Raw genomic sequence first — 17,856 nt, 5'->3', positions numbered from 1 at the left:
ACCGTGGCCTTGCCCATCCAGGTCTCGACTCAGGGCCGTAGCTCGCTGCGGCCCCAGGGGACCGGCCCCGGCGCCGAAGGCGCAGAGGGGTCGGGCCCAAGGGGCCAGCCCGCGCTCGCGCGGGCACTTGATGAGGTAGAGAAACCTGTAACAGCTCTCGGGCTGATCGGTCAGGAAGCAGTTCGGCTTAGGCAGAGGGCTGGTCCGTAACCAGGAGTCGGCTGGTGAAGCCCTCGTGGCACAGGCGGTCGTAGGCCTGGAGCACGTCGTCTGGCACAGCCTGGCTGATCATGAAGCCCTGCGCCGGGTAGATCAGCAGTCGCTGTAGCGCCCCTACAAGCATGTCGATCACCAGGCGGGCGTTCCCGATGGAGTCGACGTAGTCGTCCAGTGTCATCGGGCTAGATGCGCTGACGATCTCGACTTCGGACCACAGCTTGCGCGCGGTGGCGTAGGCCCGCCTCTCCTCGTACGGCTTGCTGATCAGCAGGGCGGAGGACACCTCGATACCCGCCGCCTCCAGCAGCTCTCGGGAGAAGCGGATGTTCTCGCCCGTGTTCCGCGCTCGTGGCTCCACAAGGACGGCCGAGTCGGGGACACCAAGCTCAAGTGCGCGCTCCCGGTAGTGCACGGCTTCGCCTCGAGGCATGCGTTCCCGCGTCGTGGGGCTGGTGGCTCCCGTGAACACAAGCAGTGGAGCCATCCCGCGCTTGTAGAGGTCTACTGCCGTCTCGGCCACACCCAAGTCGTGACTGCCCAAGCCGATAGCGACTGAGCACGGCCTCAGGGTGTGGCCCATCTGGTGGTAGTCCCATAGGCGTCGAGTGTCGGCCCATGCTTGTGCGGAGATCATTACTGCCCCTTCTTGTCCTTCGCCGAGTCGGGGACCTTGAAGTCGTACTCCCAGGCGAAACGCGAAGCCGCGTGCACGCCGATGGCGAACTCGACCACTGTGTCAGAGGCCGTGTAGGTCGTCCGGTGCAACTCGACGACAGGTTCGCCCGGCGGCAGCTGGAGGAGCTTCACTTCATCCGGCGTGGCGGCTCGGGCGAAAAGCTCTTCCTTCATGTGGTCGATCTCGTACCCCGCGTCGTACAGAACGCGGAAGCCACCGCCGCGGCCGGCCGGTCCTGGAGTGGGGTCCACCAGGCGCGTCCCCTCGACGTGCTCGGGTCGGTAGTAGCTGGTCAGAGTGTGGGTCGGTTGGCTGCCTTCCTTCACCAGCCGAGCCCTCGCATACACCTGGGCGCCTTCGGGCAGCCCGTGTGCTGCTGCGACTGCTGGCGGGGCTTCTACCAAGCTGACGCTCTGGGTCTGCTCATTCCGGCGGTAACCGCGCCCGGAGGCCACGCGGTCCGCGATGAAAGCCACCTCGTCGCCGTCACGCCACTTGGCCTTGTCGTACCTGGCAATGCCGAGTCGCTTGAGCGGGACCCTCTGCCGTACGACGGTCCCGTGTCCACGGGAGGACGTCACCAAGCCCTCGGCTTCGAGTGCCTTGTAGGCCTGATGGACGGTGGACTTGGAGCCCTCGCCCTGTGCAACTAGCTCCCTGATCTGCGGAAGCTGCTGGCCTGGCGGGTACTCACCCTGCTTGATCTGTTCGGCCAGCTTGTCGGCCAGCTCCCGCCATTTGGGCGTCATCGCCTGACTCCTCTCGACGCAATAAGTCAAGCACAGTCCCAGGACTGTTGACAGTCCTGGGACTGCGTGCCAAAGTCTCCTCAGGTCGCTCGCAGTCCTAGGACAGCGAGTAAGGCGGCCCTTTTTTGGGCTGCTCCGGAGCTTCGACACTGGGAGTACTTCATGCCGTCCTTCAAGATCGACACGTCGACCGCCGTGGTGTTCGTGGCGACCGCGCCGACGCCGAAGCTGGCCAACGCCAAGACCGGTGAGCGGGCGATGGACCGGGAGACCGGTGCCGCCCTGTCCACGGTGGGCCTGCTGGTCTCGGACGAGGGGGAGGGGAACCTCTACCAGGTGACCGTGCCGGAGACGGGCTACCCGGAGGGGCTGGCGCCGGGGATGCCGGTGCGGGTGACGGGGTTGAAGGCCCGGGACTGGGAGAACACCTTCAACGGCGAGAAGCGGCACGGGATCTCGTTCCGTGCCATCGCGATCACCCCGATGGCCTGATCATGGGCGACCTGACGATGTGGCTGGAGGCCACGGCCGGGTTATCCGCCGCCGGTGGTGTCGGCTACGCGAAGGTGCGGGCGCCGCGCGCGTACTGGGCGACGGTGGGGCTGCCGGTGACGCTGGCTCGGTTCGGGTTCTCCTACCGGGCCACGATGGACGTGTGCGGGCTGACGGTGCGGCCGTCGGGTCTGCGGGCGTTCGTGACCCGCAACGTCGCCCGGCGCGAGGTGCAGCCGGTCCCGCCGAAGATCCGCCAGGTGCGAGGCACCTCGACCGGTCTGCGGGTGACGCTGCGGCTCCCGGCCGGCCTGGAGCCCGCGGACGTGGCCGCCGCCTCCGAGCGGCTGCGGCACGCCTGGGGCGTGTACTCGGTGACCGTGGGGGAGACGAAGCCGGGCTTCGTGGAACTGCGGATGACCGGCTACGACGTCCTGCGCCGCGTCCGGATGCCCCGCCAGGCCGAGCCGCGCGACATGATCGTGCCGGTCGCTCTGCGCGAGGACGGGACCGCTTACGAGCGGGACTACCGCAAGGCCCCGATGGCGCTCACCCTGGGCGCGAACCAGTCCGGCAAGTCCATGTACCAGAGGAACCTGATCAAGGGCCTGGCTCAACTCCCGGTCGCCCTGGTCGGCGTTGACTGCAAACGCGGTGTGGAGCAATCCCGTTACGCGCCTCGGCTGTCGGCCCTGGTCACCACCCCGGACGATGCCGCCTCGCTGTTCGGCGTGCTGGTCGCGGAGATGGAAGACCGCTTCGACCTGCTGAGCCAGCACGGCGTCTCCGACATCTGGGAACTGCCGGACCACCTGCGTCCGGTGCCCGTGGTCGTCCTGGTGGACGAGATCGCGGAACTCTTCCTGATCTCCTCCAAGAAGGACGAGGAACGCCGGGAACGGATCGTGACCGCGCTGATCCGGCTCGCGCAGATGGCCCGCGCTGCCGGTATCTACCTGGAGATCTGCGGGCAGCGCTTCGGCTCCGAGTTGGGCAAGGGCGCCACCATGCTCCGCGCCCAGCTCACCGGCCGGGTCGTGCACCGCGTCAACGACAAGCAGACCGCCGAAATGGGCCTCGCCGACGTCGCCCCGGACGCGGTCCCGGCCGCCAGCCTGATCCCGATGGAACGCCCCGGTACCGCCGTCGCTGCGGACACGTCCGGTGGCTGGTCGAAGATCCGCACCCCGGCCCTCTCCCGTGACGAAGTCATCGCCACGTGCCGCACCTTCGCCCACCTGGTCCCGGACCTGCCGTTCCTCGAACCCTTCCGCCCCTCCGTGCCCGCTGAGGCGCCGGCGGGCGGCCCGGCGCTGGTCAAGCCGCGACCGGTCACCGACTAGCGGCCCCCGACCGGCCCTGACGGGAGGTACCCCGCATGCCCCGCTCGTCCATCCGCCCGGACCCCGTCCTCATCCAAGCCGTGATCGCCGGTGCGCTGTCCTTCGCCCACCTGCACGACCTCGCCAACGCGGCCGGCCAGTCCGGGTGGAAAGCCTGGGCCTACCCGGTCTCCGTTGACCTGCTGCTCGTGGCGGCCTGGCGCCGACTGCGAACCGCCCGGCGTGACCGCTCGGCCTGGACCTGGTTCGTCATCGCCCTCGGCGCCTCGCTCGGCGCCAACATCGCCACCGCCGGACTCCTCGACCTGGACCACGTGCCCGCCTGGCTGCGCATCCTCGTGGCGGGCTGGCCCGCTCTGGCCTTCCTCGGCGGCACCCTGCTGGTGCACTCGCCGACCACGGCTCCGGTCGCAGCGGAAGTCGAAGAACCGGCCGTGCCGGACGTCGCAGTCGAGCGTGCGGCCGAACCCGCGCCCGCGTCGGCTCCGGAACTGGCTCCCGCGCCGGAACCGGCACCGATCAAGCCCGCGGCTCCTGCCCCGGTCGTCCCGGCCGCGCTGGTGGACCACGCCCGAAAGCTCGCCGAAGCACACCAGGCGTCCACCGGGTCTCCGATGCCTGCCGACGTTCTCTCGGCTCGCCTCGGCCTGCCCGAGGACATGACCCGCGCGATCACCACACAACTCCAGCTCACCTGATCCGAAGGGAGGTTCGCTCATGTCCGCCTACCGCCGCTTTCGCAACGTGATCCGCATCGGCCCCGTCCAGGTCGGCACCTCCTACGACGGCCGTGGCCGCGAGACGCACACCGCCGCCTGCACCGCCCCCGGCTGCGGCTTCGACGCCGACTACTCCACCCGCGCCGGCGCCGAACTCGCCGCCCGCACCCACCGCTGCCGGGCCTGACAAGGAGACCCCCGTCATGGACGTTCCGCTCTGGCTCGCCGTAGCCGTCGTCGGCTACCTCGGCATCAAGCTCGCCCGCCCCTCCTGGTGGCTCGTGGCCGTGCTCCTCCTCGGCGGCTACCTCATCGCCCACAGCTTCCTTGGCCCCGTCGTCGGCTCCCTCATCAACCACTGACCCGAAGGGAGAACCACCGTGCTCACCCCGAAGTACCCGCCCCAGGACACCCCCGCGCCCCCGGCCATCCAGCCGCAGACGGCTGCGCCGGTCCCCGCCGCACCGGTCCCGGCCTCGGTCGCCCCCGTGCCGCTGGTCTCCGCCCGGCCGACCATCCAGCTCACCCCGGGCAGCGCGCTCGCCCTGGCCGCCGGTGGTGGCGCCGTGGTCCTGGTCGTCGGCGCGGTCCTGGTCTCGCTGCTCCTGGCCGTCGCCGTCACCGGCGTCTCGGTCGCCGTGGTCGCCATCGTCCTGCGCCTGCTCGTCAACGACCTTCACAAGGCCCGGTGACCGGCATGGACACCCACTTAATCGCAGCAGCCCTCCCGGCCCTAGGCTGGGCCGTTCACGGCGGCATGCTCACCCGCCGCCTGGCCAGCGCCCGCCGCGACCCGCTGACCGGCCTGCACACCCGCGCCGGATTCACCGCCCGCGCCGAGCGCCTGCTCGCCAAGCACCCCGGCGCCCTCGTGGTCCTGGTCGACCTGGACGACTTCAAGGCCATCAACGACACCCACGGCCACGCCGCCGGGGACACGGTCCTCACCGCGACCGCCCATCGGCTGAACGCCTGGTGCGGACGCCACGGCATCGCCGCCCGCCTCGGCGGAGACGAATTCGCCGCCATCGTCAGCGACCCCGCCCGCACCCCCGGCCTCCGCGCCCTCCAGGCCGCCCTGGACCAGCCCACCGAGCACGAAGGCCACGCGTTGCCGGTCTCGGCCTCGGTCGGCTCTTGCCACCGCCCGCACTTGCCCGTGCCTTCCCTGACCGACGCGCTGTCGGCGGCCGACGCCTCGATGTACGCGGCCAAGGGCCACGGCAGGCGCAACACCCACCACTGATCACGAAAGGAACCCCCATGGGCATCTTCAGCAAGCGTCCCCACCCCGACGAGGACCAGCACATCGAGGAAGGCAAGCGCCGTGGCGCACAGCTCGACCGGGAGATCTATGGGCGGCTGAAGGACGGGACCGCCACGGAGGAAGACAAGCGCATCTGGAACGCCGGACGTAAGCGGTCCGGCCGCATCAAGTAACGCCCTCCGGGGCGGCTCTCTCGCCAAAGATCCGCCGCCCCGGACGGCTCCACCTTCCTGATCCAACGGACCCGAAAGGGAAGCCCCATCATGCCCCAGCACACTCGCGCACGGATCTGCCGCGACTGCGACGGCCACGCCACCGCCCACATCACCACCGGCACCCGCCACGCCGACGGCACCCGCGCCACCCTCCGCGTCACCTGCCCGGCCTGCAAGGGCGCCGGCACCGCTCGCCTCGCGCGCCCGCAGGAGGTGACCGCCTGATGCCGCGCAACTGGAGCCGTGGAGTCGACCGCATCCACTACGAAGGGATCGACGGCGACTACGACCGCTTGAAGAAGACCGCCAAGGCGCACGAACTGCACGACCGTGAGCGGGACACGAAACCGTCCCGGCCCGGCCGCACGGACCTGTCCGGGCCGACCAGCAACGACGCCAGCACGCCGAAGAAGCGACGTTGGGGCCGGTGACCGGATGACCGACACCGCCACCATGGGGGGCCTGGACCCGGCCACCCTCACCGACGTGCTGAGGCTGGCCGGGTCATACGGCTTCGACCTGCTCCAAGAACAGATCCGCCGCACCGGCGGCTGCACCGATCCGATCCGCCTGATGGGCTCCACCGTCACCCGCGACGCGGCCACCGGACACGTGCTGCACGCCTACGCGACTGACACCGAGCCCGGCGGGGTGCTGCGTGTCGCCTGCGGCAACCGGCGGGCCTCGCGCTGCCCGGCCTGCGCCTGGACGTACGCCGGGGACACCTATCACCTCATCCGCGCCGGCCTCGTCGGCGACCCCGCCAAGGGCACCCCCGACACCATCCGGGACCACCCGCGTGTGTTCGCCACCCTGACCGCGCCGTCGTTCGGCCCGGTGCACAACCGGCCCGGCAACCGGCCCTGCCGCTGCGGCATCCACCACCAGGAGGACGCGCCCGAACTGGGCACCCCGCTCGACCCCGACACCTACGACTACGCGGGCGCGGTGCTCTGGAACAACCACGCCTCCGACCTGTGGCGCTACTTCACGATCTACCTGCGCCGCGAGATCGCCAAGCGAGCCGGTCTCACACAGAAGGCCGCCCGGGAACAGTCGCGGGTCTCCTTCGGCAAGGTCGCCGAGTACCAGAAGCGCGGTGCCGTGCACTTCCACGCCGTGATCCGCTTCGACGGCCCCGAAGGCCCCGACAGCCCGCCCCCGGCCTGGGCCACGGGCGAACTCCTCGAGGCTGCGATCCGGGCCGCTGCTGCCCGCGTTGCGGTCGATGTGCCCCCGGCCCGGTATCAGCCGGACCCCGATCAACCGACAAGAACCGAGCCCGCGCGCACCCTCAAGTGGGGCGAGCAGCTGGACGTGCGACCGATCCGGGCCTTCGGGGACGGTGCCGAGATCACCGAACAGGCCGTTGCCTCCTACGTCGCCAAGTACGCCACCAAGGCCGCCGAGACCACCGGCACGGTAGACCGCCGCATCGGCAACAAAGAGGCCCTGGTCCTCCTCGACGTGCCCGACCACCCGGCCCGGCTCATCGCCGCCTGCCTCGACCTACACCCGCTCTACCCCGACCGGAAGTTACGCGACTGGGCTCACATGCTCGGCTTCCGCGGCCACTTCTCCACCAAGTCCCGCCGCTACTCCACCACCCTGGGCGCCCTCCGCCAGGTCCGCGCCGACTACCGCGCCGCCCAACAACGCGCCGCCCTCGGCCTGCCCGACCCCGACGACGAAGGGGCGACCACCCTGACCCTCGCCCACTGGGTCTACGCCGGTCACGGCCACACCCCCGGCGAATCCTGGCTCGCCGCCAACATCCGCCGCGACATCCAGCACAACCGTGAGATCGCCCGCGAAGAACTGCCCGCCTTGCTTGCCGACGAAAGGGACTGCTGACCATGGCCTCAGAGCTGCCGAACCGGTTCCTGACCCCTGAGGACCTGGTCGAGATGTTCGAACTGCCCAGCGTTGAGACTGTCTACCAGTGGCGCCGCAAGCACACCGGCCCCCGCGGCTTCCGCGTCGGCCGGCACCTCCGCTTCGACCCGACCGACGTGCGGGCCTGGGTCGACTCCCGGATCGGGGAGGCTGCCTGATGGCCGGTCACATCCAAGACCGCTGGTACAGGACCGAGACCGGGCCGAACGGCAAGCCCGTCAAGGTCAAGACCGACCGTCATGGCACCGGTATGCGCTACCGCGCCCGGTACGTCGCGCCAGACGGCGCAGAGAGGTCCAAGAGCTTTCCGGATCGCCGGAAACGCGACGCTGAACAGTGGCTGGCCAACCTAGAGGCCGACATGAACCGTGGTGCCTACGTCTCGCCCCGTGCCGGACGGATCACCTTCCAGCAGTTCGCTGAGGAGTGGATGAGGAGTCAGGACGCCGATCCGCTGACGCGTGAGTCCGTCGAATCGCGATTGCGACTGCACGCCTTCCCGCACATCGGGCAACGGCCCATGGCGTCATTCTCTCCGTCACACATCCGGACTTGGTTGCGGACCTTGGAGGACATCCGTCTGGCTTCCGCATACCGCAGGGTCATCTTCGCTCACGTCTCGACCGTCTTCACTGCTGCGGTAGAAGATCGAATCATCCACGAGAACCCATGTCGTGCGCGTTCGGTGAAGGCTCCTCGTCTAGATCCGCGAAAGGTCGTCCCCTGGTCGTTTGAGCAGGTGCGCGCTGTACGGACCACGTTGGATGACCGCTACCGGGTGCTTGTTGACCTTGCCGCCGGTTGTGGTCTTCGCCAGGGTGAAGCCTTCGGGCTCGGCATGGGTGATGTCGACTTCGAAAACGGCACTCTGCACGTCGTAAGGCAGGTGAAGCTCCTCCGCGGGCGTCCGATCTTTGCCCTGCCGAAGGGTGGCAAGGTGAGGGACGTGCCCCTGCCGGATTCGGTGGCTGCGTCCTTGACGGCTCACCTCAACCGGTACCCCGCCGCAGACGCCGAGCTGCCGTGGCGGACGCTGGACGGTCCGGTCGTTTCCGTACCGCTGATCTGCCGATCTCCTGCTGGTGCGGCCATTGAACGTCATCCGTTCAACGCGCAGTTTTGGCGACCGGCGCTTGTGGCCGGCGGAATGGTCCCCGGGCCTGGGAACGGCATGCACGCGCTCCGGCACTTCTACGCGTCGGTCCTGCTCGACGCCGGGGAGAGCATCAAGGCTCTGAGCGAGTACCTAGGTCATGCCGATCCGGCATTCACGCTGCGCACGTACACGCACCTCATGCCCAGCAGTGACAGCCGGACCCGGTCCGCCGTGGATGCTCTCTTCACCGAGGCTTCCCACTCTGACGGCCCGAGCACGGCCCCGGATGACTTGGAAGGTCGCTGACCTGCTGTTTTTCCAGACGAACAAGTTCTGACGTTCACGCCTCTGCGATCTGCGGCTCCGTCACTGGTCAAGCTTCTGACCAGCGGCGGAGCCGTCGTCGTCTGTCAGCGTTGGTGGTTGGTGAGTGCCCCACATCGGGACGGTCGGACCTACTGCCGGAACAACGCCTGCGGCGTACTGATGGGGTGCCGAAACCGCCAGCATCGTTGGCAGAAACTCAAGATGATCGTGTTGCGGAGCAAGGTCGGGGACGTGAGTCGTGCCGTTTTCCCGACCGCGAAGGAGAAGTTCAACGCCTTCTTGGCCGTAGCCGGCCTGCTCTCTGCGATCGCAGCAGTGATCGTCCCCGTCTTCACTGGTGACTGACCGCCCGCCCCCTCGAGTTGTGGCCTTGAAAGTCGAGGTTGGCGTCCACGCCTGGCGGTCCTGCCGTGAGGCAAATTACAAAGTCACAGTCCGTTTTGGCTGCCCCACGAACACGAGGCATGGCACGCGACCAACAACCCTTGCTCCATGGCAATCTGCGGACGAAGCGATGACTTGGAGCCGGAGGTACACCGCTCGTGGCGGCGAACAGCAACCCCACGGTCAGAAGACGCCGTCTGGGAGCCGAACTCCGCCGGCTCCGCCTGGCCAGCGGGCTGAAGGGCATCGAAGTGGCCAAGCAGCTCATGGTCTCCCAGCCCAAGATCAGTCACCTGGAGAACGGCCGCCGCACCATCAGCCCCCGCGACGTGCGCGACCTGTGCGCGATCTACGGAGTGACGGACTCGCAGGTCATCGACGCTCTGATGCAGATGGCCAGGGAATCCGGGCAGCAGGGCTGGTGGCACGCCTACGGCGACATCCCCCAGAGCGCGTATATCGCCCTGGAGACGGACGCCACCTCCCTCCACACCTACGAGCCCATGGTGATCCCCGCTCTGCTGCAGACCCCCGCCTACGCCCACGCGGTCATCGAGGAAACGATCCCCCAGCTCACCGTCGAACAGGCCGCCACGCGCCTCAAGGTACGGCTGCGCCGCCAGCACCGGATCTACACCCCGGTCACCCCGCTGCGCCTGTGGGCCGTCCTGGACGAAGCCGTACTGCGCCGCGTCGTCGGTAGTCCCGACATCATGCGCGAACAACTGGAACACCTGACCGCACTCAGCGCCGAGCCGCACATCACCGTGCAGATCCTCCCCTGCACCATGGGCGCCCACGCGGGCCTGTCACGTCAGTTCTCCATCCTGAAGATCGCCGACACCCCCGGCGCAGTGGTGTACCTGGAAGGGTTCACCAGCGACTTCTACCTGGAGAAACACCCCGACGTACGGCACTACAGCGTGCTGCACGACCACCTCCGGGCCCAGGCGCTCGACACCGCCGGCACCCGCGACTTCATCGCCGACGTCACTAAGACGTACTGAGGTAGACCGGGAATCCAACCGATCACAGACTCCCGCAACCCACTACCACCCCCAGCTGCCATCCCGTCCGCCGTCGACCCACACACCGTGGAGCGGGCGTGGTTCCTGGCGTCCGGGTGGAGCGCGCCACTGTACGAACGACCTGGACGCCAGGGGCCGCGTCCGCTCGGCTCTGCCTGGGTCGGCGGTGGACGGGATGGGGAGCTCCCCACGCACGCCCCTACGGACCCGCAGTCGGCGAACAAGTTCTGACGTTCGCACGCCTGCGATCCGCGGCTCCGTCCTCGGTCAGCTTGCTGACCAGCGGCGGAGCCGTCGTCGTCTGTCATCGCTGTTCATCGCCGGGCAGCCCCGGGAGGGCCCGGGAAGGCACCCTCGATGATCAGCGGTTGAACGCCGGCACATCGAGGTGTCCGAGGGTGATGAGCCCGCCTCCGATGATCGCGACAGTCGAGGAGAAGGCGATGCCGAACGCCAGCAGCAGGGCACCGGCCCCCCAGATCCTGGGGTGCTCGACGTTGCGCCGCAGCCATCGGCCGGGTACTCGTCCGAGTGTCAGCGCGTATATGCCGACCACGGTGCCTGCGAGTTGCAGCGCGACCACCGCGGCCCATCCACCCAGCAATATGAGCAGGGCACCCAGCGCCATGTCCTACCTCCTCGCGAGGCCGCGCTCCGACGGCCGGAGGCAGTGTGACACGGGGGCGAACGGCTGACGCGGTCAGCCCTGCGGCAACGCGATGGCTCAGCCGCCCCGGGCGAGCCCACGACCGCCTCGCCGGCGCCCCACCGGCCAGGGCCCGCTCAGTCGCCGTCGCGGGCGTACGGGCAGAGGATGGAGAGGACGGAGCCGGCCGGCGCGGCCCGGCGAACCGCCGGGGCGCGGGAGCCGGAAGGAGGCGCGGAATCATGCCCCAGTTCATGGATGTCCACCACGGGATGAACGGCATCACGGCAGACCAGCTGAAGCAGGCCCACGGGGCCGATCTCGCCATCGAACAGGAGGAAGGCGTCCACTTCGCGCAGGCCTGGGCGGATCCGGAGTCCGGCACGGTCTACTGCCTGTCCGAGGCTCCCTCGGCCGAAGCGGTCCAGCGTGTCCACGAACGTGCCGGCCACCGGGCCGACGAGATCCACCCGGTACCCGTGACCGTGTGAAGGCGGGTTCGGGGGGCGCCGGTGATGACGGTGCCCCCCTTCTCCGTGCGTGCGGCGCGGCGCTCAGGCGTACGCGGCGATGTCCTTGATCATCGAGAAGCCGAGGCCGTACGCGCTCATCCCCCGTCCGTACGCCCCGACATGAGCTCCGGCGCCGGTGGTGCCGGCCAGGACCCAGCCGAACTCCGACTCCCGGTAGTGGAACTCGGCGGGCACGCCGTCCACCGGGAGGGAGAGTCTGGACCACTCCGGGCCGTCCAGGTCGTCGGCCAGGGCCCACGCCGTCTCCGTCTGCTGGTCCAGCCAGTCGTCGCGGAGGCTGTGGTCCATCTGGCCGGGCCAGGTGAACGACAGCAGCCCCACGCCGGCCAGCCAGGCCGCCGAGGACACCGACGTCGCCTCCAGCAGGCCCGTGCCGTCGGCGCTCCTGCGGGACGGGTTCGCGGCGACGGTCACCACGACCGCGAACTTCTCCCGGGGCTCGTCCGCCGCCGACGCGGCCACGTGCTCGTTGCGTACGGAGGGCTCGTCACCGTGCCCGATCGAACCGTGCTCCACGGCCCCGTCGGCCGCGGTGCCGACCTGCATCAGCCAGCGCGGCCCCGTGAAGGCCTCGTCGAGGCCGTACCAGGGGAAGGGCGCCTCCAGGTAGGCGTCGACCGTACGCCGGGCGGAGAGGGACTGGGGTCCACCCTCCGCGGCCGGCGCCTGCGCGCCCACCCGACTTGTCGTCTCCATCTGCCCGGACGCCTCCTCGCTCTCGTCGGACCGGGGCGGCCCGCCCCCCTTCGGGCGTACTCGTCCGGTCCGCACAACAACTCGGCAGCATATCCACACCGCTGACGACAGCCGGGAAACCGCCCGGCGCGTGGGTCGCGCGGACGGCCTCCACGCGCGGTGCGCGGGAGGCTCGGCGGGTGTCAGGCGCGTGTGATGTGAAACGCGTCACGCGTGCGGTCCGGGCGTCGGACGCGTCGCGCGGCGCGGGTGCGGGGTCGGTCAGGTGGCGTCCGCGTCGAAGGGCGGCCGGTCGTCCGGGCCGGGGTCCTCGGGCTTCTTGGTCATGTCGATGCGGCCGGCGGAGGAGGGGGAGGACGAGGACGGGGCGTCGCCGTCGCGGCTGTTGACCGCGTCCGTGACCTCGGCCATCTCCTTCTTCAGGTCGAAGCCGTTGCGGATCTCCTTCAGCCCCAGCTCGTCGCTGTCCAGCTGCTTGCGCAGGAACGCCTTGGGGTTGAGGTCCTCGAACTCGAAGTCCTTGAACTCGGGACCGAGCTCGCTGCGGATGTCGTGCTTGGCGCTCTCCGAGAACTCCCGGATCTTCCGGATCGTGCGCGTCACGTCCTGGATGACCTTGGGGAGCTTGTCCGGACCGAAGACGAGAACGGCGATCACGATGATGGTCACCAGCTCCAGTGGCCCTATGTCATTGAACACCTGACGCTCCCATTGCGAGTCCTCGGTCGCTCAACGGTACCCGGCTCGACAGTCGGACCGATACCGTCCCGTGGTGAGACTTCTGTCAGTTCTGTTCCGGACTTCGGTCAGTTCTGCTCCGAAGCGCCCAGCACGAGTGAAACCTCCCGCTCGCCGCCGTGTTCGACCGTCAGGCGCAGCCGCTCGCCCGGTTCGTGGGCGCGGATCCTGACGATCAGTTCCTCACCCGAGTGGACGCGCTCCCCGTCCACCTCGGTGATGACGTCGCCGGCCTTGAGGCCGGCCCGGGCGGCGGGTCCGCCCGCGGCGACGGCCGGGCCGCCGTCCCTGGCCTTGCCGTCGACGCGGGCGCCGTCGCCGGTCCAGCCCATGTCGAGGGTGACGCCGATGACGGGGTGGGTGGCGTGCCCCTTGTTGATCAGTTCCTCGGCGACCCGCCTGGCCTGGTTGACGGGTATCGCGAAACCGAGGCCTATGGAACCCGCCTGGCCGCTGCCGGAGTCGGAGCCGGTCCCGGCGGAGCGGATGGCGGAGTTGATGCCGATGACCCGGGCCCGGGAGTCGAGCAGGGGGCCGCCGGAGTTGCCGGGGTTGATGGGGGCGTCGGTCTGGAGCGCGTCGACGTACGACACGTCGCTCCCGTCGCCCTTCTCCCCGCCTGCCGTGATGGGCCGCTCCGTCGCGCTGATGATGCCCGCGGTGACGGTGTTGGCCAGGTCGAAGGGCGCGCCGATGGCGACGACGGGGTCGCCGACCCGGACGCCGTCGGAGTCGCCGAGGGGCAGCGGGGTGAGCCCATGGACACCGCTGACCTGGACCACGGCCAGGTCGTACCCGCTGTCGCGGCCGACGATCTTCGCCTTGGCGGTGTCCCCGCTGCTGAACGTCACCGTTATCTCGCCGCCCGAGGAGGCGGGCCGGACGACGTGGTTGTTGGTGAGGATGTGGCCGCGGGCGTCGAGCACGAAGCCGGTGCCGGTGCCCGCCTCGTCGGCCCCGCTGACGTGCAGCGTGACGACGCTGGGCAGGGCCCGGGCCGCGATCCCGGCGACACTGTCCGGCGCCCGTCCGGCGGGCACGCTTCCGGCCTGCGGCAGCGTCACGTCCCCTACGCCCTCGCGCTCGACGTACGCGCCGGCGAGGCCGCCTGTACCGCCGGCGACGATCGCGACCACGGCGGTCCACACCAGCAGCAGCCGCCTGCCCCGCTTCTCCCGCTGCCGGCGCGTGAGCACCCCGGCACCGGTCTGCTGCAGCGGGCCGCGGGCCAGGGGCTCCCGCCCGTCCCCAGCCACGGCCCACGGGTCGTACCCCTGCCAGGGACCACCTCCGCCCCCGCCCTCCGCCCCACCGGCACCAAGCCCCCCGACCCCTCCGGCGACCGCCTCGCCGGGGTACCCGACAGCCGCCTCAGGGCCTGGGAGGGGTTGAGCAGCCCGCGCGGGCGTGAGAGGGGTGGCCAGCGCCTCGGGGTGCGGCGGGGTCGGCCGGCCGGGCGCGGGCGGCGCCGCCTGTTCGGCGACCCGCGGAGTCGCCTCAACCGACGCGGGTGCGGCCGGCCCCCCGCCCGGTATGGGCTGCGCCCCCTGGCCCGGGGCAGGCGCGACCGCGAGTCCGGCCTCCGGCTGGGTCGCACCGGCCGGCACGGGCGCAGCCGAAGCCGCTTGCGGCGGAACGGTCGACGCGGCCGGCTGGCCCTGCGTCGGCTGCGCCCCCTGCCCCGAGGGAGGCTGGGGCGCCCCGGCCGGCGCGGGCGAGGCCCCTTGCGGCGGAACAGTCGGCGGGACCGGCTGGCCCGGGGTCGGCTGGGCTCCCTCCCTCAGGGCAGCCTGGGGCGCCGTGGGGTGCTGGACCGGGGATGCCGGGGCCCAGGGGCCCGGTTCGCCGTAGGGCGGGGTGCTGTACGGGTCGGGGTCGTGCAGGGGAGTGGGGCGTTCCGGCGATGGGGTGGTGCTGGCCTCGTCGGGGGCCGGGGCGGGGAGTGCGGGCTTGGCCAGCTCGAAGTCGCCCTCGGGTGCGCTGCGCTCCCCGGGCGTCGGGTTCCCCTCGTTCATGCTCTCCCCACGGCTGGCCGCGGCCGCGCGTGTCGGCGGGGTCCGCGGAACGTCGATTCCGTGCCCGGTCGAGCGCCGGGGCACGGTCTCGCAGGATTCAACCAGGTTCGCGGGCCCGGGCGCAGCGGCAGGTCAGGGCATCTCGGGCGACGGGGGCGGGGAGGAGGGAGCGGGGTCGGTGTCGGGGACGGGGGCGGACAGCAGGCCGGGGGCGGACACCCGGGGCGGCGCCGGCAGGGCCAGGGAGAACGGGGCGATCTCGCTCAGCGGGCGTATCAGCGGGGAGACCGCGGCCGCGCCGGCCATCACCGGTGCGGTCAGGCCGCGCACGGTGCCCTGGAGCTGCCCGGTGGCCGGGGTCGGCACTCCGGGGAGCAGCGGCGCCGACATGGAGGTCGGTGCCACGGGGGTCTGGCCGAGCAGGCTGCTGCCCTGGAGCAGCGGTCCGACCGGGCGGCGGCGCTGGGACTCGGGCGTCGCCGCGCCCGCTCCGGTGCCGGCCGAACGCGCCGGGACCACGTTGCCGGTGCCCGCGCCGCTGCGGGCGTCGGCGGTCGTGTCGCCGGGAAGCGCGGTGGTGACACCTCCGAGGGCGAGGGCGGCCAGGGACACCGCGCCGGCGGCGGCGAACGCGAACCGCAGTCCGCGCGAGGCGGAGCGGTCGGCGTCGGGGCGGCCGACGGGGTGGATGCGGAAGCCGCGCTCCGCGGGGGCGCCGGGATGCGCGGGGACGGCGGGCACGTACCCGAACTCGAAGCGCTCGCCGCGGCTCAGGCCGAAGACCCCGGCGTCGGGTTCCCGTCCGAGGAGGCCGCCCCCGGGCGTCGGCGTGCCGCCGCCGTCCAGGTCACCTCCCCCGGGGAGGCCCTGGAGCCGGGCCAGGAAGCTCTCGGAGGGCGACGGTGGGGCCGCCTCGGCGAACACGTTCTTCAGGCGGCGCTGGGCGTCCGCCTCCGCCTTGCAGCGGGCGCAGGTGGCGAGGTGGGCCAGGACCCGGTCACGCGACTCGTGACCGAGTTCCCCGTCCACCAGGGCGGAGAGCCGGTCTCCCAGGTGCTGCTCCGCGAGATGCGAGGGTTTGGGCCGGGATCCGTTCACGCGGTCGCGCCCCCTCCCCCCAGAGCGGGGACACGGGCCACGAACGACCGCCGCTCGGTCTTGCGCGCGTCCGGCGAACGGTGGGCGAGGGCCTTGCGGAGCTGGGAGCGGCCGCGGTGGATGCGGGAGCGGACGGTGCCGAGCTTCACGCCGAGGGTGGCGGCGATCTCCTCGTACGACAGTCCTTCGATGTCGCACAGGACGACGGCGGCGCGGAACTCGGGGGCCAGGGTGTCGAGGGCCTGCTGGACGTCGGCGTCGAAGTGGGCGTCGTTGAACACCTGCTGCGGGGTGGGCTCGCGGCTGGGCAGGCGCTCGGCCGCGTCCTCGCCGAGGGCGTCGAAGCGGATGCGCTGCTTGCGCCGGACCATGTCCAGGAAGAGGTTGGTGGTGATGCGGTGCAGCCAGCCCTCGAACGTGCCCGGCGAGTACGTCGACAGGGAACGGAAGACGCGGACGAAGACCTCCTGGGTGAGGTCCTCGGCGTCGTGCTGGTTACCGGTGAGGCGGTAGGCGAGCCGGTAGACCCGGCCGCTGTGCGTGCTGACGATCTCCTCCCACGTGGGCGGAGTCCAAGCCTGCCCGTCCGCGTCGGTGGAGAAGGTCGCGGTCTGGGCGTCGGCCGCGGCGGCGCCGGCGGCGTGGCTGTGGTCAGCAGCGGTGTCGGTCACGGATTTCGGCCTGCCCGCCGACCCGAGGAAGCGCCGCAGCACTCCACCCCGGTCCCCAGGCGTAGCCGCACCTCCCCTGTCGGCTCTGGTGGTGTCCAGTGGAGCCCCTACCATAGCCACCTCGCCCGTTAGCTCCGGATAAGCGGTTTTACGAGAATTTGATACGCGCTGATACGGCTGCGTCAGCATGTGCTCGGCGTCCTGGTCCACCTCGTGCCCCCCGTCGCGTTCCGGGCTCTCGTCCCCACCCTTTAAACGCCCGGTCCCATCTGCGGGTTCCCGACGGCAACGGATACAGTCACGCCGAGGCAACCACGGGGACAGGAGAGGGTCATTACCGCCAACCGGCAGACGAGCTGGGCGTTCGCCGACGCCTTTGTCGCCGAGGACGAGGCACTGCGCTGGGCCCGTGAGCGGGCCCGCGAGGCAGGGCTGCGCTCGGTGTCGCCCGGCACGGGCGCCGCGCTGCGACTGCTCGCCGCCTCCGTGGACGCCAAGGCGGTCGCGGAGATCGGCACGGGCTGCGGGGTGTCCGGGATCCATCTGCTGCACGGCATGCGCCCGGACGGGGTGCTCACCACGGTCGACCAGGAGCCGGAGCACCAGCAGTTCGCCCGGCAGGCCTTCCGGGCCTGCGGCTTCGCCAGCAACCGGGCCCGTTTCATCCCCGGCGGCGCCCTCGACGTGCTGCCCCGGCTCGCGGACGCCGGCTACGACCTCGTCTTCTGCGACGCGGACCGGCTGGAGTACTCGGACTATCTCGCTGAATCGTTGCGCCTGCTGCGGCCGGGCGGGCTCGTGGTGTTCGAGGGGATCTTCGCCAGCGGCCGTACGGTCGACTCGGGGCCGCAGCCCACGGAGGTGCTGCGGCTGCGCGAGCTGCTGCGCACGGTGCGGGAGAGCCAGGAGCTGGTGACCTCGCTGCTGCCGGTGGGCGACGGCCTGCTGTGCGCCGTCAAGCGGTGAGGGGCCGGGCGGGGGCGCCGGGGCCCCGGTACGCGACCGCCCCGGCACCATGGACGATGCCGGGGCGGTCGGAAGGACAGGA

At 70.9% G+C, this 17,856-nt stretch carries 24 protein-coding genes; 16 read left to right on the top strand and 8 right to left on the bottom strand.

Translation table 11 applies throughout. The features are described from left to right. Nucleotides 1-187 precede the first annotated feature (187 nt). A complete protein-coding gene (locus PV343_RS27265; RefSeq protein WP_319149625.1) occupies nt 188-853 on the bottom strand; it encodes a YdcF family protein in 666 nt (221 codons plus the stop codon). Next, nucleotides 853-1,644 carry a GntR family transcriptional regulator gene (locus PV343_RS27260; RefSeq protein WP_319149624.1) on the bottom strand — a complete coding sequence of 264 codons (792 nt, stop codon included), beginning with the start codon at nt 1,642-1,644 and terminating at the stop codon, nt 853-855. Before PV343_RS27260 ends, PV343_RS27265 begins: the two co-directional genes overlap by 1 nt. A 162-nt stretch (nt 1,645-1,806) precedes the next feature. On the opposite strand from PV343_RS27260, the gene PV343_RS27255 reads away from it, so the two are divergent. From PV343_RS27255 to PV343_RS27190, 14 genes are all read left to right on the top strand, one after another. Continuing rightward, complete coding sequence (locus tag PV343_RS27255) at nt 1,807-2,136, top strand: hypothetical protein (protein WP_319149623.1); 330 nt, start codon at nt 1,807-1,809, stop codon at nt 2,134-2,136. A 2-nt stretch (nt 2,137-2,138) separates the two neighbouring features. Then, the gene (locus tag PV343_RS27250; RefSeq protein WP_319149622.1) at nt 2,139-3,479 is read left to right on the top strand and encodes an FtsK/SpoIIIE domain-containing protein; all 1,341 of its coding nucleotides are present in this window, start codon (nt 2,139-2,141) and stop codon (nt 3,477-3,479) included. A 35-nt stretch (nt 3,480-3,514) separates the two neighbouring features. Further along, a complete protein-coding gene (locus PV343_RS27245; RefSeq protein ID WP_319149621.1) occupies nt 3,515-4,177 on the top strand; it encodes a DUF2637 domain-containing protein in 663 nt (220 codons plus the stop codon). A gap of 19 nt (nt 4,178-4,196) precedes the next feature. After that, nucleotides 4,197-4,385, top strand: coding sequence for a mobile element transfer protein (locus tag PV343_RS27240; RefSeq protein WP_116129402.1), 189 nt, complete (start codon nt 4,197-4,199; stop codon nt 4,383-4,385). Between the two features lie 16 nt (nt 4,386-4,401). Beyond that, the gene (locus PV343_RS27235; protein WP_121024823.1) at nt 4,402-4,560 is read left to right on the top strand and encodes a hypothetical protein; all 159 of its coding nucleotides are present in this window, start codon (nt 4,402-4,404) and stop codon (nt 4,558-4,560) included. Between the two features lie 18 nt (nt 4,561-4,578). Further along, a complete protein-coding gene (locus PV343_RS27230; protein ID WP_319149620.1) occupies nt 4,579-4,890 on the top strand; it encodes a SpdD protein in 312 nt (103 codons plus the stop codon). A 5-nt stretch (nt 4,891-4,895) separates the two neighbouring features. Then, nucleotides 4,896-5,444: a GGDEF domain-containing protein gene (locus PV343_RS27225; RefSeq protein WP_319149619.1), complete on the top strand. Its 549-nt coding sequence runs from the start codon at nt 4,896-4,898 to the stop codon at nt 5,442-5,444. Nucleotides 5,445-5,461: 17 nt separating this feature from the next. Further along, a complete protein-coding gene (locus PV343_RS27220; protein WP_319149618.1) occupies nt 5,462-5,638 on the top strand; it encodes a hypothetical protein in 177 nt (58 codons plus the stop codon). 90 nt (nt 5,639-5,728) lie between these two features. Next, nucleotides 5,729-5,905 carry a hypothetical protein gene (locus PV343_RS27215; protein ID WP_319149617.1) on the top strand — a complete coding sequence of 59 codons (177 nt, stop codon included), beginning with the start codon at nt 5,729-5,731 and terminating at the stop codon, nt 5,903-5,905. Continuing rightward, on the top strand, nt 5,905-6,111 hold the full coding sequence (locus PV343_RS27210; RefSeq protein WP_319149616.1) for a hypothetical protein: 207 nt from the start codon (nt 5,905-5,907) through the stop codon (nt 6,109-6,111). The genes PV343_RS27215 and PV343_RS27210 overlap by 1 nt, the downstream gene beginning before the upstream one ends. Before the next feature lie 4 nt (nt 6,112-6,115). After that, nucleotides 6,116-7,534 (top strand): replication initiator protein RepSA, encoded by a 1,419-nt coding sequence (gene repSA / locus PV343_RS27205; RefSeq protein WP_319149615.1) that lies wholly within the window; start codon nt 6,116-6,118, stop codon nt 7,532-7,534. A gap of 2 nt (nt 7,535-7,536) precedes the next feature. Next, on the top strand, nt 7,537-7,734 hold the full coding sequence (locus PV343_RS27200) for a helix-turn-helix transcriptional regulator (protein ID WP_319149614.1): 198 nt from the start codon (nt 7,537-7,539) through the stop codon (nt 7,732-7,734). Further along, nucleotides 7,734-8,978, top strand: a complete 1,245-nt coding sequence (locus tag PV343_RS27195) for a tyrosine-type recombinase/integrase (protein WP_319149613.1) — start codon at nt 7,734-7,736, stop codon at nt 8,976-8,978. Before PV343_RS27200 ends, PV343_RS27195 begins: the two co-directional genes overlap by 1 nt. Before the next feature lie 563 nt (nt 8,979-9,541). Beyond that, nucleotides 9,542-10,390, top strand: a complete 849-nt coding sequence (locus tag PV343_RS27190) for a helix-turn-helix transcriptional regulator (RefSeq protein ID WP_319149612.1) — start codon at nt 9,542-9,544, stop codon at nt 10,388-10,390. Nucleotides 10,391-10,772: 382 nt separating this feature from the next. Here the strand turns inward: PV343_RS27190 and PV343_RS27185 are convergent, their stop codons facing one another. After that, nucleotides 10,773-11,039 carry a hypothetical protein gene (locus tag PV343_RS27185; protein WP_319149611.1) on the bottom strand — a complete coding sequence of 89 codons (267 nt, stop codon included), beginning with the start codon at nt 11,037-11,039 and terminating at the stop codon, nt 10,773-10,775. Nucleotides 11,040-11,299: 260 nt separating this feature from the next. Here PV343_RS27185 and PV343_RS27180 point away from each other — a divergent pair, with 260 nt between their 5' ends. Beyond that, a complete protein-coding gene (locus tag PV343_RS27180; protein ID WP_319149610.1) occupies nt 11,300-11,548 on the top strand; it encodes an SCO4226 family nickel-binding protein in 249 nt (82 codons plus the stop codon). A 63-nt stretch (nt 11,549-11,611) separates the two neighbouring features. Here the strand turns inward: PV343_RS27180 and PV343_RS27175 are convergent, their stop codons facing one another. The 5 genes from PV343_RS27175 to sigE form a co-directional block, all read right to left on the bottom strand. Next, the gene (locus PV343_RS27175; RefSeq protein ID WP_319149609.1) at nt 11,612-12,286 is read right to left on the bottom strand and encodes a hypothetical protein; all 675 of its coding nucleotides are present in this window, start codon (nt 12,284-12,286) and stop codon (nt 11,612-11,614) included. A 261-nt stretch (nt 12,287-12,547) separates the two neighbouring features. Next, on the bottom strand, nt 12,548-12,985 hold the full coding sequence (locus PV343_RS27170) for a sec-independent translocase (protein WP_319149608.1): 438 nt from the start codon (nt 12,983-12,985) through the stop codon (nt 12,548-12,550). 107 nt (nt 12,986-13,092) lie between these two features. Next, complete coding sequence (locus PV343_RS27165; protein WP_415923516.1) at nt 13,093-14,808, bottom strand: trypsin-like peptidase domain-containing protein; 1,716 nt, start codon at nt 14,806-14,808, stop codon at nt 13,093-13,095. Between the two features lie 363 nt (nt 14,809-15,171). Further along, the gene (locus PV343_RS27160; protein WP_319149605.1) at nt 15,172-16,137 is read right to left on the bottom strand and encodes an anti-sigma factor family protein; all 966 of its coding nucleotides are present in this window, start codon (nt 16,135-16,137) and stop codon (nt 15,172-15,174) included. Beyond that, on the bottom strand, nt 16,134-16,850 hold the full coding sequence (gene sigE, locus PV343_RS27155) for an RNA polymerase sigma factor SigE (protein ID WP_133920164.1): 717 nt from the start codon (nt 16,848-16,850) through the stop codon (nt 16,134-16,136). Before sigE ends, PV343_RS27160 begins: the two co-directional genes overlap by 4 nt. A 225-nt stretch (nt 16,851-17,075) precedes the next feature. Between sigE and PV343_RS27150 the strand changes: the two genes are divergently transcribed. Beyond that, nucleotides 17,076-17,774 carry an O-methyltransferase gene (locus PV343_RS27150; RefSeq protein WP_078614788.1) on the top strand — a complete coding sequence of 233 codons (699 nt, stop codon included), beginning with the start codon at nt 17,076-17,078 and terminating at the stop codon, nt 17,772-17,774. The last annotated feature ends 82 nt before the right edge of the window (nt 17,775-17,856 follow it).

The sequence above is a fragment of the Streptomyces sp. WI03-4A genome, assembly GCF_033792105.1.
Taxonomy (GTDB): Bacteria; Actinomycetota; Actinomycetes; order Streptomycetales; family Streptomycetaceae; genus Streptomyces; species Streptomyces collinus_A.
Note: the sequence above shows the minus strand (reverse complement) of the source record. Positions and strands in the feature narration are given on the sequence as shown.